The following is a 15,354-nucleotide window of genomic DNA, read 5'->3' on the forward strand; positions in this document are numbered from 1 at the left end:
TCCAGTGAAAATGATGATTTTTGTGCTTATTGGGTAGCCAGTTGTGCTGGCATTTCTGCGCTTGTATGGGACTCTGGTGCCTTGACGAAAAGATTCAAGGCGAACTCGGCAACCAGCAAACCACCCAGGATATACACCACCGTCGAGTAAGCAGCTGCATCAGCCAGCCCCTGGTTCTTGACCAGATAATCACGACCTGCATTCACCACCAAAGGACCGATGACACCCGCCATGGACCACGCAGTCAACAAGCGGCCATGTATGGCGCCCACTTCTTTTTTACCAAACATATCAGCCAGATAAGCAGGTATGGTCGCAAAACCCGCACCATAAAAACTCATGACCAGTGCAAACAAGGCCACGAACAAGAGCATATTGCCAGCCGCTGCTGCACCAGGAATCGCCCAGTATGCCAGTGCACCAACACCGGAATACATGGCATAAGCCCACTTGCGACCTATCTTGTCAGAAAAACTGGACCAGATAAAACGACCCGCCATATTACACAGGGATAGCAAGCCGACAAAACCTGCCGCAGCGGCAGGAGAAATACCGACCATCTTTTGTGCCATCAGCGAAGCCTGACCCAGGATGCCGATACCAGCCGACACGTTCAACAAAAGTATGCCCCACAACAACCAGAACTGTGGTTTGCGTATGGCTTGGGCAACGGAAAAATCATCTGCACCCTTAGAAGCGATATGAGCCGCTTCTGTCTTGCTGGGTACCCAGCCTACTGGCAAATAACCAGGAAAAGGCAGACGGGCAATGCTGACAGCTGCTAACTGGAAGCACAGATACACTACCGCCATCGTCACAAAGGTTGCAGGAATACCGCCATACAGCGAACCTTCACTGAAATACTTCATCAGATTTACAGCCAGCGGTGAGCCAACCAGAGCACCACCACCAAAACCCATGATGGCCAGGCCAGTCGCCATGCCGCGCTTGTCCGGGAACCATTTGATCAGGGTTGACACTGGCGAGATGTAGCCTATACCCAGGCCAGTACCACCTATCACACCATAACCAAGAATGACGATAGGCAAGGAACCTGCGACCACACCCAAAGCAGAGACCAGGAAGCCTGCAAAAAAACATAAGGCCGAAGCCAGCATGGCTTTGCGCGGCCCGACTCTTTCTACCCATTTGCCAAATATCGCCGCGGACAAGCCCAGGAAGATAATGGCAACAGAAAAAATCCAGCCTACACTGGTCAGACTTGATCCCAGCACTTTGACCAGGGGCCCATTAAATACCGAGAAGCCATACGCCTGACCCAGTGGAAAATGTATCAACAGAGCTGCTGCTGCCATCAGCCAGCGGCTATAACCTGGAGCGGCTGTCGCGGCTTCCTTGCTCATTGTTGTATTTATTTGATGAAAAAACCCCATGCGCTCTTCCTTTGTTATTTTAGGTAAATGAATGAAATTAAAAGGTATATACCTTGACGCAAATCAAGGTCAAGGCTGGAAACAAGTGCTTGCAGAATACATTAAATACTTACATTGCAATACGCAAATTCATGAAAATTTCATAGGAAAATAATGATTTTTGCAATTTTATATTCGTACAATTTAGCTGCCAGATATGGATTTCCCGGGCGGGAATTAGTGCGCCTGCAGCAGTAACTCCCCATCAACGAAAAAAGCTTGCGGCAAAAAAAATACCTGCAATCGCTTGCAGGTATTTCAAATGCTCGGGTACAAACTTGCTGCGTACCGGGCTTAGCTTACTTCATGGCCGTATTAACCTTCACCCAAATAAGCTGCCTGGACTTTAGGATCACTCAACATATCTTTGGCATTGCCGCTCATGGTAATCAAACCCGAATCCATCACATAGCCGCGATGCGCTGCCTGTAAAGCCAGCTTGGCATTTTGCTCAACCAGCAGGATGGTAATACCCTGGGCTGACACATTACGCACGACTTCAAAAATCTTTTCCACCATGATAGGTGACAAGCCCATCGACGGCTCATCCAGCAACAGCAGATTAGGATGACTCATCAAGGCACGTGCCATCGCCAGCATTTGTTGCTCGCCACCGGACAAGGTACCGGCCAATTGCGCTGCACGTTCTTTCAAACGTGGGAAAATGGAAAACCATTTTTCTATATCTGCATTGATGGCTTCTTTATCATTGCGGATATAGGCACCCATCATCAGGTTTTCCAGAATCGTCATACGCGTGAAAACCCCGCGTCCCTCTGGCACCATGGCCAGATGGTTCTTGACCATTTCGAAAGAATTGACGTTACGGATGGAAGCACCCATGTAGACAATTTCACCCTCTACCTTGCAAGCCGGCAGTGTGCCAGTAATGGCTTTCAGTGTCGTGGTCTTGCCAGCACCATTGGCGCCAATCAAGGTGATCAACTCACCCTTATTAACTTCCAGGTCGATTCCTTTAACGGCCTTGATACCGCCGTAGGCAACTTTCAGATTGCTTATCTTTAATACGTTCTCAGCCATTAGTGACCTCCTCCCAAATACGCTTCGATAACTGCCGGATTTTTCTGTATATCTGCAGGCAAACCTTCTGCAATTGGCTTGCCATAATCCAGAACAGTCATCCTGTCACATAATCCCATCATCAATTTGACGTCATGCTCAATCAGCAAAATGGTTTTGCCTTCAGCCTTGATCTTGACCAATAATTCGCGCAGGGCGAGTTTTTCAGTTGCATTCATACCGGCAGCAGGTTCATCCAGTGCCAGCAATTTAGGATCAGTTGCCAGTGCACGGGCAATTTCCAGGCGACGTTGATCGCCATAAGACAGAAACTTGGAAGTGCGATCTGCAAACTGGCCTATGCCTACAAAATCCAGCAGTTCTTGGGCACGCTTGCGAATGTCCAGCTCTTCTTTACGCGCCGATGGATGACGGAATACGGCACCAAAAACACCCTGATGCGTACGGATATGCCGACCTACCATGACATTTTCCAAAGCGGTCATTTCACCAAACAAACGGATGTTCTGGAAAGTCCTGGCGATACCCGCCTTGGCCACTTCATGCGGAGCCGAAGGTGAATAAGGTTTGCCATCCAGTTCAAAAGTACCGGTATCAGGCTGATACAAGCCGGTAATGACATTGAAGAAGGTCGTTTTGCCTGCGCCGTTCGGGCCTATCAGGCCATAAATCTGGCCCTTTTTGATATTGATGCCGACATTCGACAGCGCCTGCAAGCCGCCAAAACGTTTATTGGCGCCTTCGATTTTTAAGATAGTCTGTTCAATCATCTTGATCTTCCTTATGCTGCCGCTTCGTTATTCTTGGCCATACGATCTTCATGCTTCGGTGCTGGCCACAAGCCGGCAGGACGATTGAGCATGATGGCAACCATGGCGAAGCCGTACAACAATTGACGCAATACTTCGGCCTCTATCCAGACTTTCCCAAAGATCAGGTTTTGTACTGGTTCAACCACGTGGCGCAATACCTCAGGCAAGGCAGCCAGCAACACAGCACCCAGAATGACACCCGGGATATGGCCAATACCGCCCAATACCACCATCGCCAGAATCACGATGGATTCCATCAAGGAGAATGATTCCGGGGACACGAAGCCCTGGAAGCTCGCAAACATTGCACCAGACACGCCGCCAAAAGAAGCACCCATGGAGAATGCCAGCAATTTGATATTACGGGTATTGATGCCCATAGCCTTGGCTGCAATTTCATCTTCACGTATCGCTACCCAGGCACGGCCCAGACGAGAATCTTGCAAGCGCAGAGAAACAATCACAATCGCGATACACAGGAACAGGAACAGGAAGTAATAGGCATTTACCGAAGGCATGCTCATGCCCAGGAACTGCACAGTTGCATTCGAACCTTCTTCGCCTTTCAGTGATACACCGAAGATGCGGATAGGATCGATCAGGTTGATCCCTTGTGGACCATTGGTGAAGTTGATCGGTGCATTCATGTTGTTCATGAAAATACGGATGATTTCACCAAAGCCCAAAGTCACGATGGCCAGATAGTCGCCACGCAGCTTCAAGGTAGGTGCGCCCAGCAAAGCACCGAACAAACCAGCGACCGCCGCCGCAAATGGCACAATAATCCAGACTGAAAGGTGGATACCGTTCTTGGTGATTTCTGGCCCGCAAACGGCGACCAAAAATTCCCCTACGGCCGGATAATTATTAACAAAGGATTCAAGGATGACTGCAAATTGCTGTGAGCCGAAGATCGCTGCCAGATAAGCGCCTACCGCATAAAACGCGATATACCCCAGATCCAGCAAGCCGGCAAAACCGACCACGATATTCAAACCCAGCGCCAGCATAATATACAAGAGCGCGAAGTCAATAATCCTGACCCAGGAATTACCGAAATTGGACGCCACGAAAGGGAACAACACCATGACGATGCCCAACACCGCGAAGCTGGTGTAGGCCTTGGTTGGATTGGCTTTTACATCAAATATGGTTGACATTGATTTTCTCCTTACGCACGGTCAGCAACACGCTCACCCATGATGCCGGATGGACGCAAGGTCAGTACGATAATCAAAACGACGAAAGCAAAGATATCCTGGTAATGACTACCGAGGATGCCGCCTGTCAGGTCACCGATATAACCGGCGCCCAGGCTTTCAATCAGACCCAGTACGATACCACCCACCATCGCACCGTAAATATTACCGATACCACCCAGTACCGCCGCCGAGAAAGCTTTCAGGCCAGGCACAAAACCCATGGCAAACTGTGCTGAGGAATAGTTGGCTGCCCACATCACGCCAGCAATAGCAGCCAGTGCGGCACCAATCGCAAATGTAGCAACAATCACCTTATTGGAATCAACACCCATCAGGCCAGCAACACGCGGATTTTCTGCTGTCGCTCGCATGGCCCTGCCCATTTTGGTTTTTTCAACCAGCAACACCAGACCCACCATCGCCAGTGTCGCCAGTATCAGCAAGAAAATCTGAGTCTGGGAAATCACGGCGCCACCAATTTGCACAGGAATGGAAGGCATCACGGAAGGGAAGGAAATCGGGCTGCGGCCCCAGATCATCATAGCGAAAGTCTGCACCAGTATGGAGATACCAATTGCCGTGATCAAGGGGGCCAGTCGCGGTGCATTGCGCAGTCGACGGTAGGCAACACGTTCAATCAGGACGTTCACCGCGATACAGACTGGAACTGCACCCAGAATCGCAATAATGAGTTTGATGATGCCCGGTAAATCAGGTGCAATAACTTGCAATCCTTTGATGATACTCAGGCCTGCCATCGCACCAACCATCAGTACGTCGCCATGCGCAAAGTTAATCAGATTGAGTACACCATAGACCATGGTGTAACCAAGAGCGACCAAGGCATACATACTGCCCAGCACCAGACCGTTAATAATTTGTTGGATAAAGGTATCCATATTTTGCTTCTCACTTTAAGAACGAAACGAATTTCTGAAAAAACAGGAGATGAACTGTTTGCCATCTTGCCACCCTATACAAGCAGATAACAATAGACAGGTTTCAGCAAAAATCATTCCTGATAATAAAAGCGGCACCCTGGTTTGGGTGCCGCCGGAATTCGAACGCGCGCTATCCGAACAGGCGCGTCATCAAAGTAGAAGCAATAATGGCGTAATTGATACACATAGTAGTACTCTCCTCAGCAACTTTTGGTAAAAGTTTTTGTAATATATTTTGACTTAAAGGTTATCCCAGTAAAGTCGGGCGGATTATACATAATTTGCTTGTTCTTCCAGTGGTAAAAAAGCCACCGCAAGCTACGTATTTTCCACAACCGCCAATCACCAGCATACACGTTTTGACAAGTCCGGCAAGTACCGAGCTTGATTGTGCCGCAATCTTAAACACGTATTTGCAAAATAAAATATCGAAAACAACAGCCAAAACGAATTTTTAATCAAATTCACTTAGCAAAGGAGTTAAGCAGGCTTAAATCTTCGGTGTAGCGAGCCCCTTGGGCATGGGGAAAGTCACTGCCTCTTCTACCCCATCAAGTGCACGTACACTGCGTGCGCCTAACTGACGCAAGCTGCTGATCACTTCCTGCACCAGTACTTCTGGTGCAGAAGCACCAGCAGTGACGCCAATACGTAGCCGGTTTTCCAGCCATTCAGGTTTGATCTGACTGGCATTGTCGACCATATATGCCGCCACCCCTTTTTTTTCTGCCACTTCGCGCAGGCGATTGGAGTTCGAGCTATTAGGGCTACCGACCACCAGCACCAGATCCACTTGCGGTGCCATGAATTTCACAGCCTCCTGGCGATTCGTCGTAGCGTAACAAATGTCACCCTTTTTGGGTTCACTAATTAAAGGGAAGCGCGCTTTCAAGGCATCGATGATTTCTGCCGTATCGTCAACCGACAGTGTCGTTTGCGATACAAAGGCCAGCATGTCAGCATTTTTTACTTGCAAGCGGGCGACATCGGCCACGGTTTCGACCAGGTACATGCCCTCTTCTGCCTGCCCCATTGTGCCTTCGACCTCAGGATGTCCATGGTGGCCTATCATGATGATTTCGCGGCCTTCCTTGCGCATCTTGGCGACTTCTATATGCACCTTGGTCACCAGTGGACAGGTCGCATCAAAAATCGTCAGGCCGCGGGCTTCAGCATCCTGGCGTACGCTTTGAGAAACCCCATGCGCAGAAAATATCAGGGTATTCCCTGGCGGGACATCTTCCAGCTCTTCAATAAAAATCGCGCCCTTGGTCTTGAGGTCATTCACAACATAGGCGTTGTGCACGATTTCATGCCTGACATAAATCGGTGCACCGAATTGTTGCAAGGCGCGCTCGACGATTTCAATGGCGCGGTCTACGCCAGCGCAAAATCCGCGTGGCTGAGCTAATAAGATTTCTTTGTCCATAAGCTTGATTAAAGAATCCCGATAATTTTTGTTTCAAACAGCACGGTTTGTCCGGCCAGAGGATGATTAAAGTCGAACAAGGCACCCTCGTCGTCAAGTGCGCGCAAGATACCGGCAAACTTGCCACCAGCAGGGGCCGCAAATTCGACCAGATCACCAATCACATATTGCTCGCCAAAAGCCGAGTTTTCTTTTAGTGTAGCTAGCGACACTCTTTGTATCAAATCCGGATTGCGTGGACCAAAGGCTTTTTCAGGTGCCAGTTCCTGGGTAGTATGGGAGCCCTCCTCCAAGCCCAGCAAGGATGCTTCCAGTTCAGGAGCCAATTGGCCATTGCCAAGTTGCAGCGTGGCCGGACGCTCATTGAAGGTGCTGAGTATATCCTCACCATCCAGCGTCGCAAGACGATAATGCAGGGTCAGGTAGGCATTGGGTGTCACAGTGGGGATTGCATTGGAAGACATGATATGAAGCTGGGCTTAGGCTAAGAATCCGATATTGTAAGCCAGCTTTAGCTTAATAAGAGACAAGGACACAATTCTATGGAGAAAACCTAGATGGCAATCAATGAATGGCCGGAAGATCAACGCCCCAGGGAAAGACTGATCAAGCATGGGGCCAGTGCCCTGTCGGATGCAGAATTGCTGGCCGTTTTCCTGCGCACTGGTGTTACTGGCAAGAGCGCCGTGGATCTGGGGCGTGACATGATCACCCGCTTTGGCTCGCTTTCAGGCTTGTTTGCGGCCAGTATCAAGGATTTTTCCTCCGTACACGGACTGGGTTCTGCCAAATATGCCCAATTGCACGCAGTACTGGAGCTGGCCAAGCGGGCGATTTCTGAAGAACTGCAAGAGAATGCCTCCTTGTCCTCACCCCAGGCTGTTAAAAATTATTTGCAGCTCATGATAGGTAATAAACCACATGAATCTTTTGCCATCCTGTTCCTGGATGTCAAAAACCGTTTGATCAAGGCAGAAGAATTGTTCCGCGGCACACTCAATCATGCGAGCGTGTACCCGCGCGAAGTAGTGAAATCGGCTTTGCATCAAAATGCAGCCGCCATCATCCTGGCACACAACCACCCTTCAGGCTCCTGCGAACCCAGTTCTGCCGACATCGGCCTGACCCAAACCCTGAAACAGGCGCTGGCGCTGGTAGATATACGCATACTGGATCACTTCATCGTCGCCAACCCTAACGTGTACTCGTTCGCGGAGCATGGATTGATGTAAACACTTCTGACTTTGGCCACTGAGGTTTTACGACACTAAGTACAACACTGAATACAACACTGATCAAAATAGCCGCTGTCTGCGTTTTTCAGGTTTCCCCCGGTGTTTACCTGAGGATAAAGCCCCGGCAAAATCATGAAAATCGAATTGTTAAATCTATTTTTTTAAAATGACACAGTTGTTTTTCGCAAGTCGTTGATATTTCATGAGATTTTGTTTATACTTGCGTTTTTCCAATTTCGGAATCGTCTAAGGAGTTAAACATGGCACGTGTCTGCCAAGTGACTGGGAAGGGGCCAATGGTTGGCAACAATGTATCCCACGCTAACAACAAAACAAAACGCCGCTTTTTGCCTAATCTGCAAAATCGTCGCTTTTTCGTAGAATCAGAAAACCGTTGGGTTTCTCTGCGTTTGTCCAATGCTGGCCTGCGCGTCATCGACAAAATTGGCATCGATGCCGTTTTGACTGACATGCGTGCTCGCGGCGAAAAAGTTTAAGCTAAACTATTGTTAGGAAAATATCATGGCTAAATCTGGTCGCGACAAAATCAAGCTGGAATCGACTGCTGGTACAGGTCACTTCTACACAACCTCCAAAAACAAGCGCACTATGCCTGAAAAAATGGAGATCATGAAGTTCGATCCTAAAGCACGTAAGCACGTCATCTACAAAGAAACCAAAATCAAGTAATTCTGGTAAGTTTTGTAGAAATAAAAAAACCCTGCATTGCAGGGTTTTTTTATTTCTACAGGAAGTAGCCACAAAACAAAGGGGCTATTTACTCTTGATGAAGCGCATTGCAGAGGTAGCGCTAACCTGATTTACAAGGGTTATCCAAAGTATCGAGACTCTGGTCACGCTGAAAGCATCTGGGAAACTGCCAATAGATGCTCCTGATGCATATCAGACCTAGGCACTGACCAAACACAACATCATTGCATTGATCGCCTCCAGAGGCATGCTGAAAGTCCTCAACGGACACAAGCAGCTAGTCACCTCTCACGATAAGCGCGGCATAACAACGTTCAAAAATAAAAAACGGCGCATCAGCGCCGTTTTTTGAAGAAGCAAAAGACTTAAGCGTAGGTACGCAATCTCAATGAGAATTCACGCAAAGTCTGGATGCCAGATGCTTCTGCACGCACACACCAGTCCTGCAATTGCTGCACCAGTTGTTCGCGACTGACGGTAGAACGCTCCCAGATCAAGCCCAGTTCCACACGCATGTCATGCATGGTCTTCAGGGCGCGACTATGAGCCAACACTTCAGACAATTGCTGTTGTTGTGGTGCTTCGAGCTTGGTTGGCTCACGTTGCAGCAATTTTTTTGTCGACTTCAGCATTTGCGCTTCAAACATGGCTTTTTCACGCAAGTTGGCTACTTCATCACGCCAGGTACGGCGCAAGGACTTGGTATATTTGGCCATGACGTCGTAACGATTGGTGATCACCGCCTGCAGGGTTTCCAGGTCAACGACAGCCTTGGTTTCCTTGAACTTGGGCTCAGGTGCCACTTTTTTGACCTTGGCCAGACCGACGATTTCCAAACTGCGTATATACATCCAGCCTATGTCAAACTCATACCATTTGGAGGACAGCTTGGCCGATGTGCCAAAAGTGTGGTGATTATTATGCAGCTCTTCGCCACCAATCAAAATACCGATCGGCAAGATATTGCGTGAGGCATCCACACAATCATAATTGCGATAACCCCAGTAGTGGCCTATACCATTGATAATGCCAGCAGCAGTCACGGGTATCCATGCCATTTGCACTGCCCAGACTGTTGCGCCAATCACGCCAAATAACATCAGGTCAATAATCAGCATCAGTGCCACGCCCTGCCAGCTGAAGCGGGTGTAGATATTACGCTCCATCCAGTCATCTGGTGTGCCATGGCCATATTTTTCCATGGTTTCGAGGTTCTTACATTCTGCACGATACAGCTCTGCGCCTTCGAACAAGACTTTTTTGATACCACGCGTCACCGGGCTATGCGGATCTTCTTCAGTTTCGCATTTGGCATGGTGCTTGCGGTGGATGGCGGCCCATTCCTTGGTTACCTGGCCAGTCGTCAACCACAACCAGAAACGGAAAAAATGACTGGGTATGGCATGCAATTCCAGAGCACGATGTGCCTGGCAGCGATGCAGGAAGATAGTCACACTGGCAATCGTGATATGCGTCACGACCATAGTGAAGATAAAGACTTGCCAACCCGTGGCACGCGTCAGACCATTAGACAGAAAGTCAACGACAGTATCGATAAAAGTGCTCAAAATGACATGTACTCCATTGTTATTGACGACATCTGGGTTGATTTCGCAAAAATGCAATCAACTTTATTCATTATAGACATGGGACGGCATTGTACGCCGTTTTAGAGGATTCCCACCAATTTTAGATCTAAAATTATTGCCATGCCTCAAGTTTCTTTAGCAGGAGTGTTAATTAAAGTCACAACCCGCTGGCCATAGGGCAGATTCACCTGATGCTCGTGCAAAACCTGCCACAAGGCAAGATTCACGGCAGACATGACGCTGGAACGGCCATTCTCTGGGTCACTAATCCAGAAACCTACCCGCAACTCAAAACCATCTGCACCAAATTTCATCAAATAAGCCGACGGTGCTGGCTCTTTGCAGACACGCTCTACTGTAGCAGCTGCAGCGCCCAGGATGGGCATGATATGAGTAAGATCGGTTTCATAGCCCACTGTCATATCCGTCCACATTGCCACGGTCCGGTCGCTCAGAGAATAATTTTGCACAGGCGTCGATACCAGCATTTCATTTGGTATGACAGCCTCGCCACCATCCTGCCCTTGCAATACCGTATAACGCGTATTGATTTGCGTTACTCGCCCGCTGAATTTATCGACCGTGATCATGTCACCTATGGACATGCTGCGGTCCAGCAGGATAATGAAACCAGATACATAGCTGCTGGTAATTTTTTGCAAACCAAAACCCAGGCCCACACCCAGGGCACCACCAAATACCGATAGCACTGTCAAGTCTATGCCAACCAGGGTCAGGCTGATGAGTATCGCCAGCAGGATAAAAACCGCCCTGCTTACGCGTGACAGTACCACCTTGAGAGAGCTATGCGCATTTGGCAAAAGCATCAGGCGCACTTCCAGTGCAGCGCTGGCCCACATTGCCACCACCAGGGTAACCACGACAGAAGCGACTGCCTGCAAGATGGTCAGGATGGAAACCTTGTTTTTCCCCAGGGGCAAAGCAACATCATCCAGGGATGAAAACAGTTCCTGCCCCAAACCTGTGAAATGCAAGACCACACCCAGCCAGACCAGGCCAGCAAACAGTTTCTCAAATACGGCAAGAAAATTACCAATATAGCCATCACGGGCAAAGGTCTGGCGCACGACATAAAAAGCAAAGCGTATCAGGGCCAGCGAACCGATGATGGGAAATAGCAGAGACAGCAAATGCGTATGCTGCCATTTGCCTAAAATCATTTTTGCAATCAGGATAAAAATCATCGCCAGAGCTGGCGAGAGTACACGGGTAAAACTTTCCACGCCCAGCTTGACCACACCAGTATCAGTCTCCTTGGGAGTAAAGCTGCGCCTGAGCATGCGTGACAGCACCCAGGCCAGCGCAAAGCACAAGATGACCGCCGCCACTTGCCAATAAAAATCAGACTGGCCTACATCATGCGATAAGTCAGACAATAAACTGGCGAGCAAAGGCGTACTCATGGTGCGTCACAAAAAATAAGAATGATGGAAATGGTGCCAGAGCAGTGAAGTCAATCAGGCATCCTCAGCCACTTCAGCCGCTTCAGGCTCTGGAGCAACTTTAGCTGGTGCCTTTTTACGTTCCAGTATCGCTGCAAAGAAGCCATCTGTCTGATGCAGGTGAGGATAGAGCTTCAGATAGTCACCCATTTCCAGATCCACTTTTTGCTCAGCCAATACTTGCGAAGCTGGCACCAGCGCATAATCAGCATGTTCAGCCAGGAAAGCTTGCACTATGCCTTCATTTTCTTCATCGAGGATACTGCAGGTCGCGTAGACCAGGCGTCCACCTGGTTTCACCATGCGCGCAGCGCTGGCCAGGATGGAAGCCTGCTTGACATTCAACTCTGCTACGCCTTCTGGTGTCTGGCGCCATTTGACGTCAGGATTGCGGCGCAAGGTGCCCAAACCACTACAAGGTGCATCGACCAGTACGCGGTCCAGCTTGCCTGCCAGGCGTTTGATTTTGGCATCTTTTTCATGGGCGATTACAACCGGATGCACATTCGACAGACCACTGCGTGCCATACGTGGCTTCAATTTAGCCAGGCGTTTTTCAGAAATATCAAAAGCGTACAAACGGCCAGTATTGCGCATTAATGCACCCAGCGCCAGCGTCTTGCCACCGGCACCGGCACAGAAATCGGCCACCATTTCACCGCGCTTGGCACCGACCAGTTGCGCCAGCAATTGACTACCTTCATCCTGCACTTCTATTGTGCCGTCTTTAAACAAAGGCAGATTCTGGATGGATGGTTTTTTACGTACACGCAAACCTGTGCTGGAGTATGGCGTAGGCTCAGCAATGATAGGTGCTTGTGCCAGTGTGGTGATGACAGTTTCACGATCACCCTTGATGGTGTTGACACGCAAATCCAGTGGCGCAGGGGTGTTAAGAGACATGGCCAGCTTGAGCGCTTCTTCTTCACCAAAGCGTTCCAGCAACTTGGTCCACAGCCATTCAGGCAAATTAGCCTTCATCATCAAAGGCAGGTGGGCACGGTCAATTTCCATGACACGTTGCAACCATGCAGTTTCATCTTCCGTCAAACCACCCAGAGCATCGACACCCACCGCATCAGCCAGACCCAGCAGGCTCAGGCGGCGCATGGGTGAACCTATGCCGGACTCAGAAAAATTGGTGTACACCGCTTTATTGCGCAGCAAGCCATAGACAGCCTCCGCAACTACACCGCGTTCACGTGAACCCAGTCGCGGGTGGTCACGAAAATAACGCGACAAAGTGCCATCTGCCGGGCCGGTAAAACGCAAAATCTCACGTAATACTTCTTCGGTATTGACGAGTATGGCTGGAGGTAATCTCATGCTGCTTCCTTCTAATATGCTGATATGGCCCGGATGGGCCTTGTTACTATTTTTTGCTTTGATTTTTTACTATGTCATGCGGATGCAAGACCGCAGAAGCGATCTCGCTGATACTGGCTAACCTGGCTTCTTATCAAGCTACTTATTCGGCTTATCAGTTACTGATATGAACACGGTTGCCGTCTATACGCAATTTGTCTTCGACGAATTGCAGTACGGCGCGCGGATAAATCTGATGCTCCTGCTCCAGCACGCGGTGCGACAGCGTGTCTTCGGTATCATCATCAAGTACGGGCACGACTGCCTGCGCGACGATGGGGCCATGGTCCAGTTCGGCAGTGACAAAATGCACAGTCACACCATGCACTTTAACACCAGCATCAATTGCCTGCTGATGCGTTGCCAAGCCAACAAAGCTGGGTAACAGGGATGGATGAATATTCAACATCTTGCCCGCATAGTGTTCAACAAAACCTGCCGTCAGTATGCGCATGAAACCAGCCAAAACGACCAGATCGGGGGTAAATTCATCAATTTTTGCCTGCAAAGCGGCATCAAATGCTTCACGTGTGGCAAATTGCTTACTGACAACTACTGCCGTAGGTATGCCACGGCTGGCAGCATATTCCAGGCCACCTGCATCAGCACGGTTGCTGATAACGGCTGCAATTTGCGCAGGCCATTGCTGTTTTACAGCAGTTTCAACGATGGCTTGCATATTGCTGCCACGACCAGAAATGAGGATAACAATCTTTTTCATGGCGGCATTGTACCGCTGACAGGGGTCTAGCCCCAAATAAAAATGCCGACAATTACTTATCGGCATCTATTATACAAGGTATAAAAAGACTATTCGAAGGAGTAAAACACCCGGAAAGCAACTTTTCTTTCGGCCCAGAAATCTGCTGCATCACGAAAGACATCCAGCAGAGTCTCACGTGCTTCCTTGTCAAATTTTTGCGTATTTGGCAATTGCTCAAGCACAATGAGAAAGCCTGGTTGTGGCCCTGCCTTATAAATCATGTCTGTCAGGCAATCAGACAAGGCATCCAGATTCCGGCACATGGGTTTGGGGAAGCCAAAAGATACGGCAATCTTGCCCAAGACTTGCTGCTTGCTTAATGCTTCCAGGCAATAGGCATACAGGAAATGCTGGCCAAGTTTGTTCGCCTCTGCCTGCAAATCCTGCACGCGAAAAGCCCGTATGGACTGCACCAGATTTGACGGCACCGTTGCCAATAAATCCATTTCCCCCTCGATTGCTGAGATCATATTTACTCTTTAATTATTTACTCTTTAATTCTGCGAAAACTCTGGTAGTGGTCTTCAGTGTAATAGTACTCACCAGAGGTCTGCGGGTCCGATCCGGCAATGATGCGACGCACACCACGATTACGGGCGCGCGGTGTTTTCACTGTATATTCATGATAGTAACCACGCTTCTGCTTGGGCAATCTGGATTCATAATTGCCAAAAACAACGCCATCCTTGTCATAAGGAAATGGCCCACCTTGCTTGATGAGTTTCAGTGTCGTCTGAGCCTCTTTGGGTAACTCTGCCAGCGCAACTTGAGACTGACCGCCAGTGTCTTTAGCAATGCCAGTTACTGCCAATAAAGCAAGCGCCAGGAAAACCAGCCATTTTTTAAAAAATGTTGGACTTATCATTATTTCATCTATCCGCACATGCTTAAACAGGGCATAGATTAACGGTTTGTCGATGATGAATCAACCATTGTTGCACTTGTTACAAGGAGGCAACTCCTTGTAACAACAGAGCGAACTTTAGCGCTTCCCTGGAGAAATTTTTCTATTTTGAAACGCTGCATGCGCTGTAAAGAATGCCTTGCTTGCATGATAGGGCTTGCGTCCTTTTACATCATTGAAATTGTTAAAATTAATACTCATTAATATATTACAAAATAGCAATTGACAAAAAGGACACATCATTTCAAAATCACAGGCTTGTGTTGCCAATGTAGCCATAAGCTGCAGAGTGAGTGCCTTACGAAGAGTGAGTCCTCTTAAAAATGAGCAACTTGGTCAAGCGTGATATTCGCTTGGTTCACATGGCCTTGAGTCTGCCAATAGGCATGATCCACGAGGGCGACTTAAGCTAGTATTTAATCTGAGGATACAGTTTTCGTATGAACGGATCTTCTTCATCTCATCG

General features: G+C 48.8%; 15 protein-coding genes and 1 pseudogene. 3 read left to right on the forward strand and 13 right to left on the reverse strand.

Features of this window, described 5'->3' with window-relative positions; genetic code table 11:
• Window positions 1-26 precede the first annotated feature (26 nt).
• From ACO0LF_RS25500 to ACO0LF_RS25530, 7 genes are all read right to left on the reverse strand, one after another.
• Complete coding sequence (locus ACO0LF_RS25500) at window positions 27-1,364, reverse strand: OFA family MFS transporter (RefSeq protein WP_423019169.1); 1,338 nt, start codon at window positions 1,362-1,364, stop codon at window positions 27-29.
• 384 nt (window positions 1,365-1,748) lie between these two features.
• Window positions 1,749-2,474, reverse strand: a complete 726-nt coding sequence (locus ACO0LF_RS25505) for an ABC transporter ATP-binding protein (RefSeq protein WP_423019171.1) — start codon at window positions 2,472-2,474, stop codon at window positions 1,749-1,751.
• Complete coding sequence (locus ACO0LF_RS25510; protein WP_423019173.1) at window positions 2,474-3,244, reverse strand: ABC transporter ATP-binding protein; 771 nt, start codon at window positions 3,242-3,244, stop codon at window positions 2,474-2,476. The genes ACO0LF_RS25505 and ACO0LF_RS25510 overlap by 1 nt, the downstream gene beginning before the upstream one ends.
• A gap of 11 nt (window positions 3,245-3,255) precedes the next feature.
• Window positions 3,256-4,446 (reverse strand): ABC transporter permease subunit, encoded by a 1,191-nt coding sequence (locus ACO0LF_RS25515; RefSeq protein WP_423019175.1) that lies wholly within the window; start codon window positions 4,444-4,446, stop codon window positions 3,256-3,258.
• Window positions 4,447-4,457: 11 nt separating this feature from the next.
• Window positions 4,458-5,387 (reverse strand): branched-chain amino acid ABC transporter permease, encoded by a 930-nt coding sequence (locus tag ACO0LF_RS25520; RefSeq protein WP_423003518.1) that lies wholly within the window; start codon window positions 5,385-5,387, stop codon window positions 4,458-4,460.
• Window positions 5,388-5,919: 532 nt separating this feature from the next.
• Window positions 5,920-6,858, reverse strand: coding sequence for a 4-hydroxy-3-methylbut-2-enyl diphosphate reductase (ispH, locus tag ACO0LF_RS25525; RefSeq protein ID WP_423019177.1), 939 nt, complete (start codon window positions 6,856-6,858; stop codon window positions 5,920-5,922).
• An 8-nt stretch (window positions 6,859-6,866) separates the two neighbouring features.
• Window positions 6,867-7,322, reverse strand: a complete 456-nt coding sequence (locus tag ACO0LF_RS25530) for an FKBP-type peptidyl-prolyl cis-trans isomerase (protein ID WP_423019179.1) — start codon at window positions 7,320-7,322, stop codon at window positions 6,867-6,869.
• A gap of 93 nt (window positions 7,323-7,415) precedes the next feature.
• Between ACO0LF_RS25530 and radC the strand changes: the two genes are divergently transcribed.
• From radC to rpmG, 3 genes are all read left to right on the forward strand, one after another.
• Entirely contained in the window at window positions 7,416-8,090 is a 675-nt protein-coding gene (gene radC, locus ACO0LF_RS25535) for a RadC family protein (RefSeq protein WP_423019181.1), read from the forward strand.
• 263 nt (window positions 8,091-8,353) lie between these two features.
• Complete coding sequence (rpmB, locus tag ACO0LF_RS25540) at window positions 8,354-8,590, forward strand: 50S ribosomal protein L28 (protein WP_110257749.1); 237 nt, start codon at window positions 8,354-8,356, stop codon at window positions 8,588-8,590.
• Between the two features lie 25 nt (window positions 8,591-8,615).
• A complete protein-coding gene (rpmG, locus tag ACO0LF_RS25545; RefSeq protein WP_110257750.1) occupies window positions 8,616-8,783 on the forward strand; it encodes a 50S ribosomal protein L33 in 168 nt (55 codons plus the stop codon).
• 386 nt (window positions 8,784-9,169) lie between these two features.
• On the opposite strand, the gene ACO0LF_RS25550 is transcribed toward rpmG, so the two are convergent.
• The 6 genes and pseudogenes from ACO0LF_RS25550 to ACO0LF_RS25575 form a co-directional block, all read right to left on the reverse strand.
• Window positions 9,170-10,372 carry a DesA family fatty acid desaturase gene (locus ACO0LF_RS25550; RefSeq protein WP_423019183.1) on the reverse strand — a complete coding sequence of 401 codons (1,203 nt, stop codon included), beginning with the start codon at window positions 10,370-10,372 and terminating at the stop codon, window positions 9,170-9,172.
• Window positions 10,373-10,518: 146 nt separating this feature from the next.
• Entirely contained in the window at window positions 10,519-11,817 is a 1,299-nt protein-coding gene (locus ACO0LF_RS25555; RefSeq protein ID WP_423019185.1) for a mechanosensitive ion channel family protein, read from the reverse strand.
• Between the two features lie 54 nt (window positions 11,818-11,871).
• Complete coding sequence (locus ACO0LF_RS25560) at window positions 11,872-13,182, reverse strand: RsmB/NOP family class I SAM-dependent RNA methyltransferase (protein ID WP_423019187.1); 1,311 nt, start codon at window positions 13,180-13,182, stop codon at window positions 11,872-11,874.
• A gap of 154 nt (window positions 13,183-13,336) precedes the next feature.
• A complete protein-coding gene (gene purN, locus ACO0LF_RS25565; protein ID WP_423019189.1) occupies window positions 13,337-13,942 on the reverse strand; it encodes a phosphoribosylglycinamide formyltransferase in 606 nt (201 codons plus the stop codon).
• A gap of 89 nt (window positions 13,943-14,031) precedes the next feature.
• A pseudogene (locus ACO0LF_RS25570) lies at window positions 14,032-14,451 on the reverse strand (barstar family protein); the annotation flags it as partial.
• A gap of 20 nt (window positions 14,452-14,471) precedes the next feature.
• On the reverse strand, window positions 14,472-14,849 hold the full coding sequence (locus tag ACO0LF_RS25575) for a ribonuclease domain-containing protein (protein WP_423019191.1): 378 nt from the start codon (window positions 14,847-14,849) through the stop codon (window positions 14,472-14,474).
• Window positions 14,850-15,354: the final 505 nt, after the last annotated feature.

Source organism: Undibacterium sp. Di27W, assembly GCF_049340345.1.
In the GTDB taxonomy this organism is placed as follows: domain Bacteria; phylum Pseudomonadota; class Gammaproteobacteria; order Burkholderiales; family Burkholderiaceae_D; genus Undibacterium.

Bases quoted from the DNA above. Each gene is read 5' to 3' on its own strand.
- ACO0LF_RS25500 (WP_423019169.1), bottom strand. From the start codon at position 1,364: ATGAGCAAGGAAGCCGCGACAGCCGCTCCAGGTTATAGCCGCTGGCTG.
- ACO0LF_RS25505 (WP_423019171.1), bottom strand. From the start codon at position 2,474: ATGGCTGAGAACGTATTAAAGATAAGCAATCTGAAAGTTGCCTACGGC.
- ACO0LF_RS25510 (WP_423019173.1), bottom strand. From the start codon at position 3,244: ATGATTGAACAGACTATCTTAAAAATCGAAGGCGCCAATAAACGTTTT.
- ACO0LF_RS25515 (WP_423019175.1), bottom strand. From the start codon at position 4,446: ATGTCAACCATATTTGATGTAAAAGCCAATCCAACCAAGGCCTACACC.
- ACO0LF_RS25520 (WP_423003518.1), bottom strand. From the start codon at position 5,387: ATGGATACCTTTATCCAACAAATTATTAACGGTCTGGTGCTGGGCAGT.
- ispH (WP_423019177.1), bottom strand. From the start codon at position 6,858: ATGGACAAAGAAATCTTATTAGCTCAGCCACGCGGATTTTGCGCTGGC.
- ACO0LF_RS25530 (WP_423019179.1), bottom strand. From the start codon at position 7,322: ATGTCTTCCAATGCAATCCCCACTGTGACACCCAATGCCTACCTGACC.
- radC (WP_423019181.1), top strand. From the start codon at position 7,416: ATGGCAATCAATGAATGGCCGGAAGATCAACGCCCCAGGGAAAGACTG.
- rpmB (WP_110257749.1), top strand. From the start codon at position 8,354: ATGGCACGTGTCTGCCAAGTGACTGGGAAGGGGCCAATGGTTGGCAAC.
- rpmG (WP_110257750.1), top strand. From the start codon at position 8,616: ATGGCTAAATCTGGTCGCGACAAAATCAAGCTGGAATCGACTGCTGGT.
- ACO0LF_RS25555 (WP_423019185.1), bottom strand. From the start codon at position 11,817: ATGAGTACGCCTTTGCTCGCCAGTTTATTGTCTGACTTATCGCATGAT.
- ACO0LF_RS25560 (WP_423019187.1), bottom strand. From the start codon at position 13,182: ATGAGATTACCTCCAGCCATACTCGTCAATACCGAAGAAGTATTACGT.
- purN (WP_423019189.1), bottom strand. From the start codon at position 13,942: ATGAAAAAGATTGTTATCCTCATTTCTGGTCGTGGCAGCAATATGCAA.
- ACO0LF_RS25575 (WP_423019191.1), bottom strand. From the start codon at position 14,849: ATGATAAGTCCAACATTTTTTAAAAAATGGCTGGTTTTCCTGGCGCTT.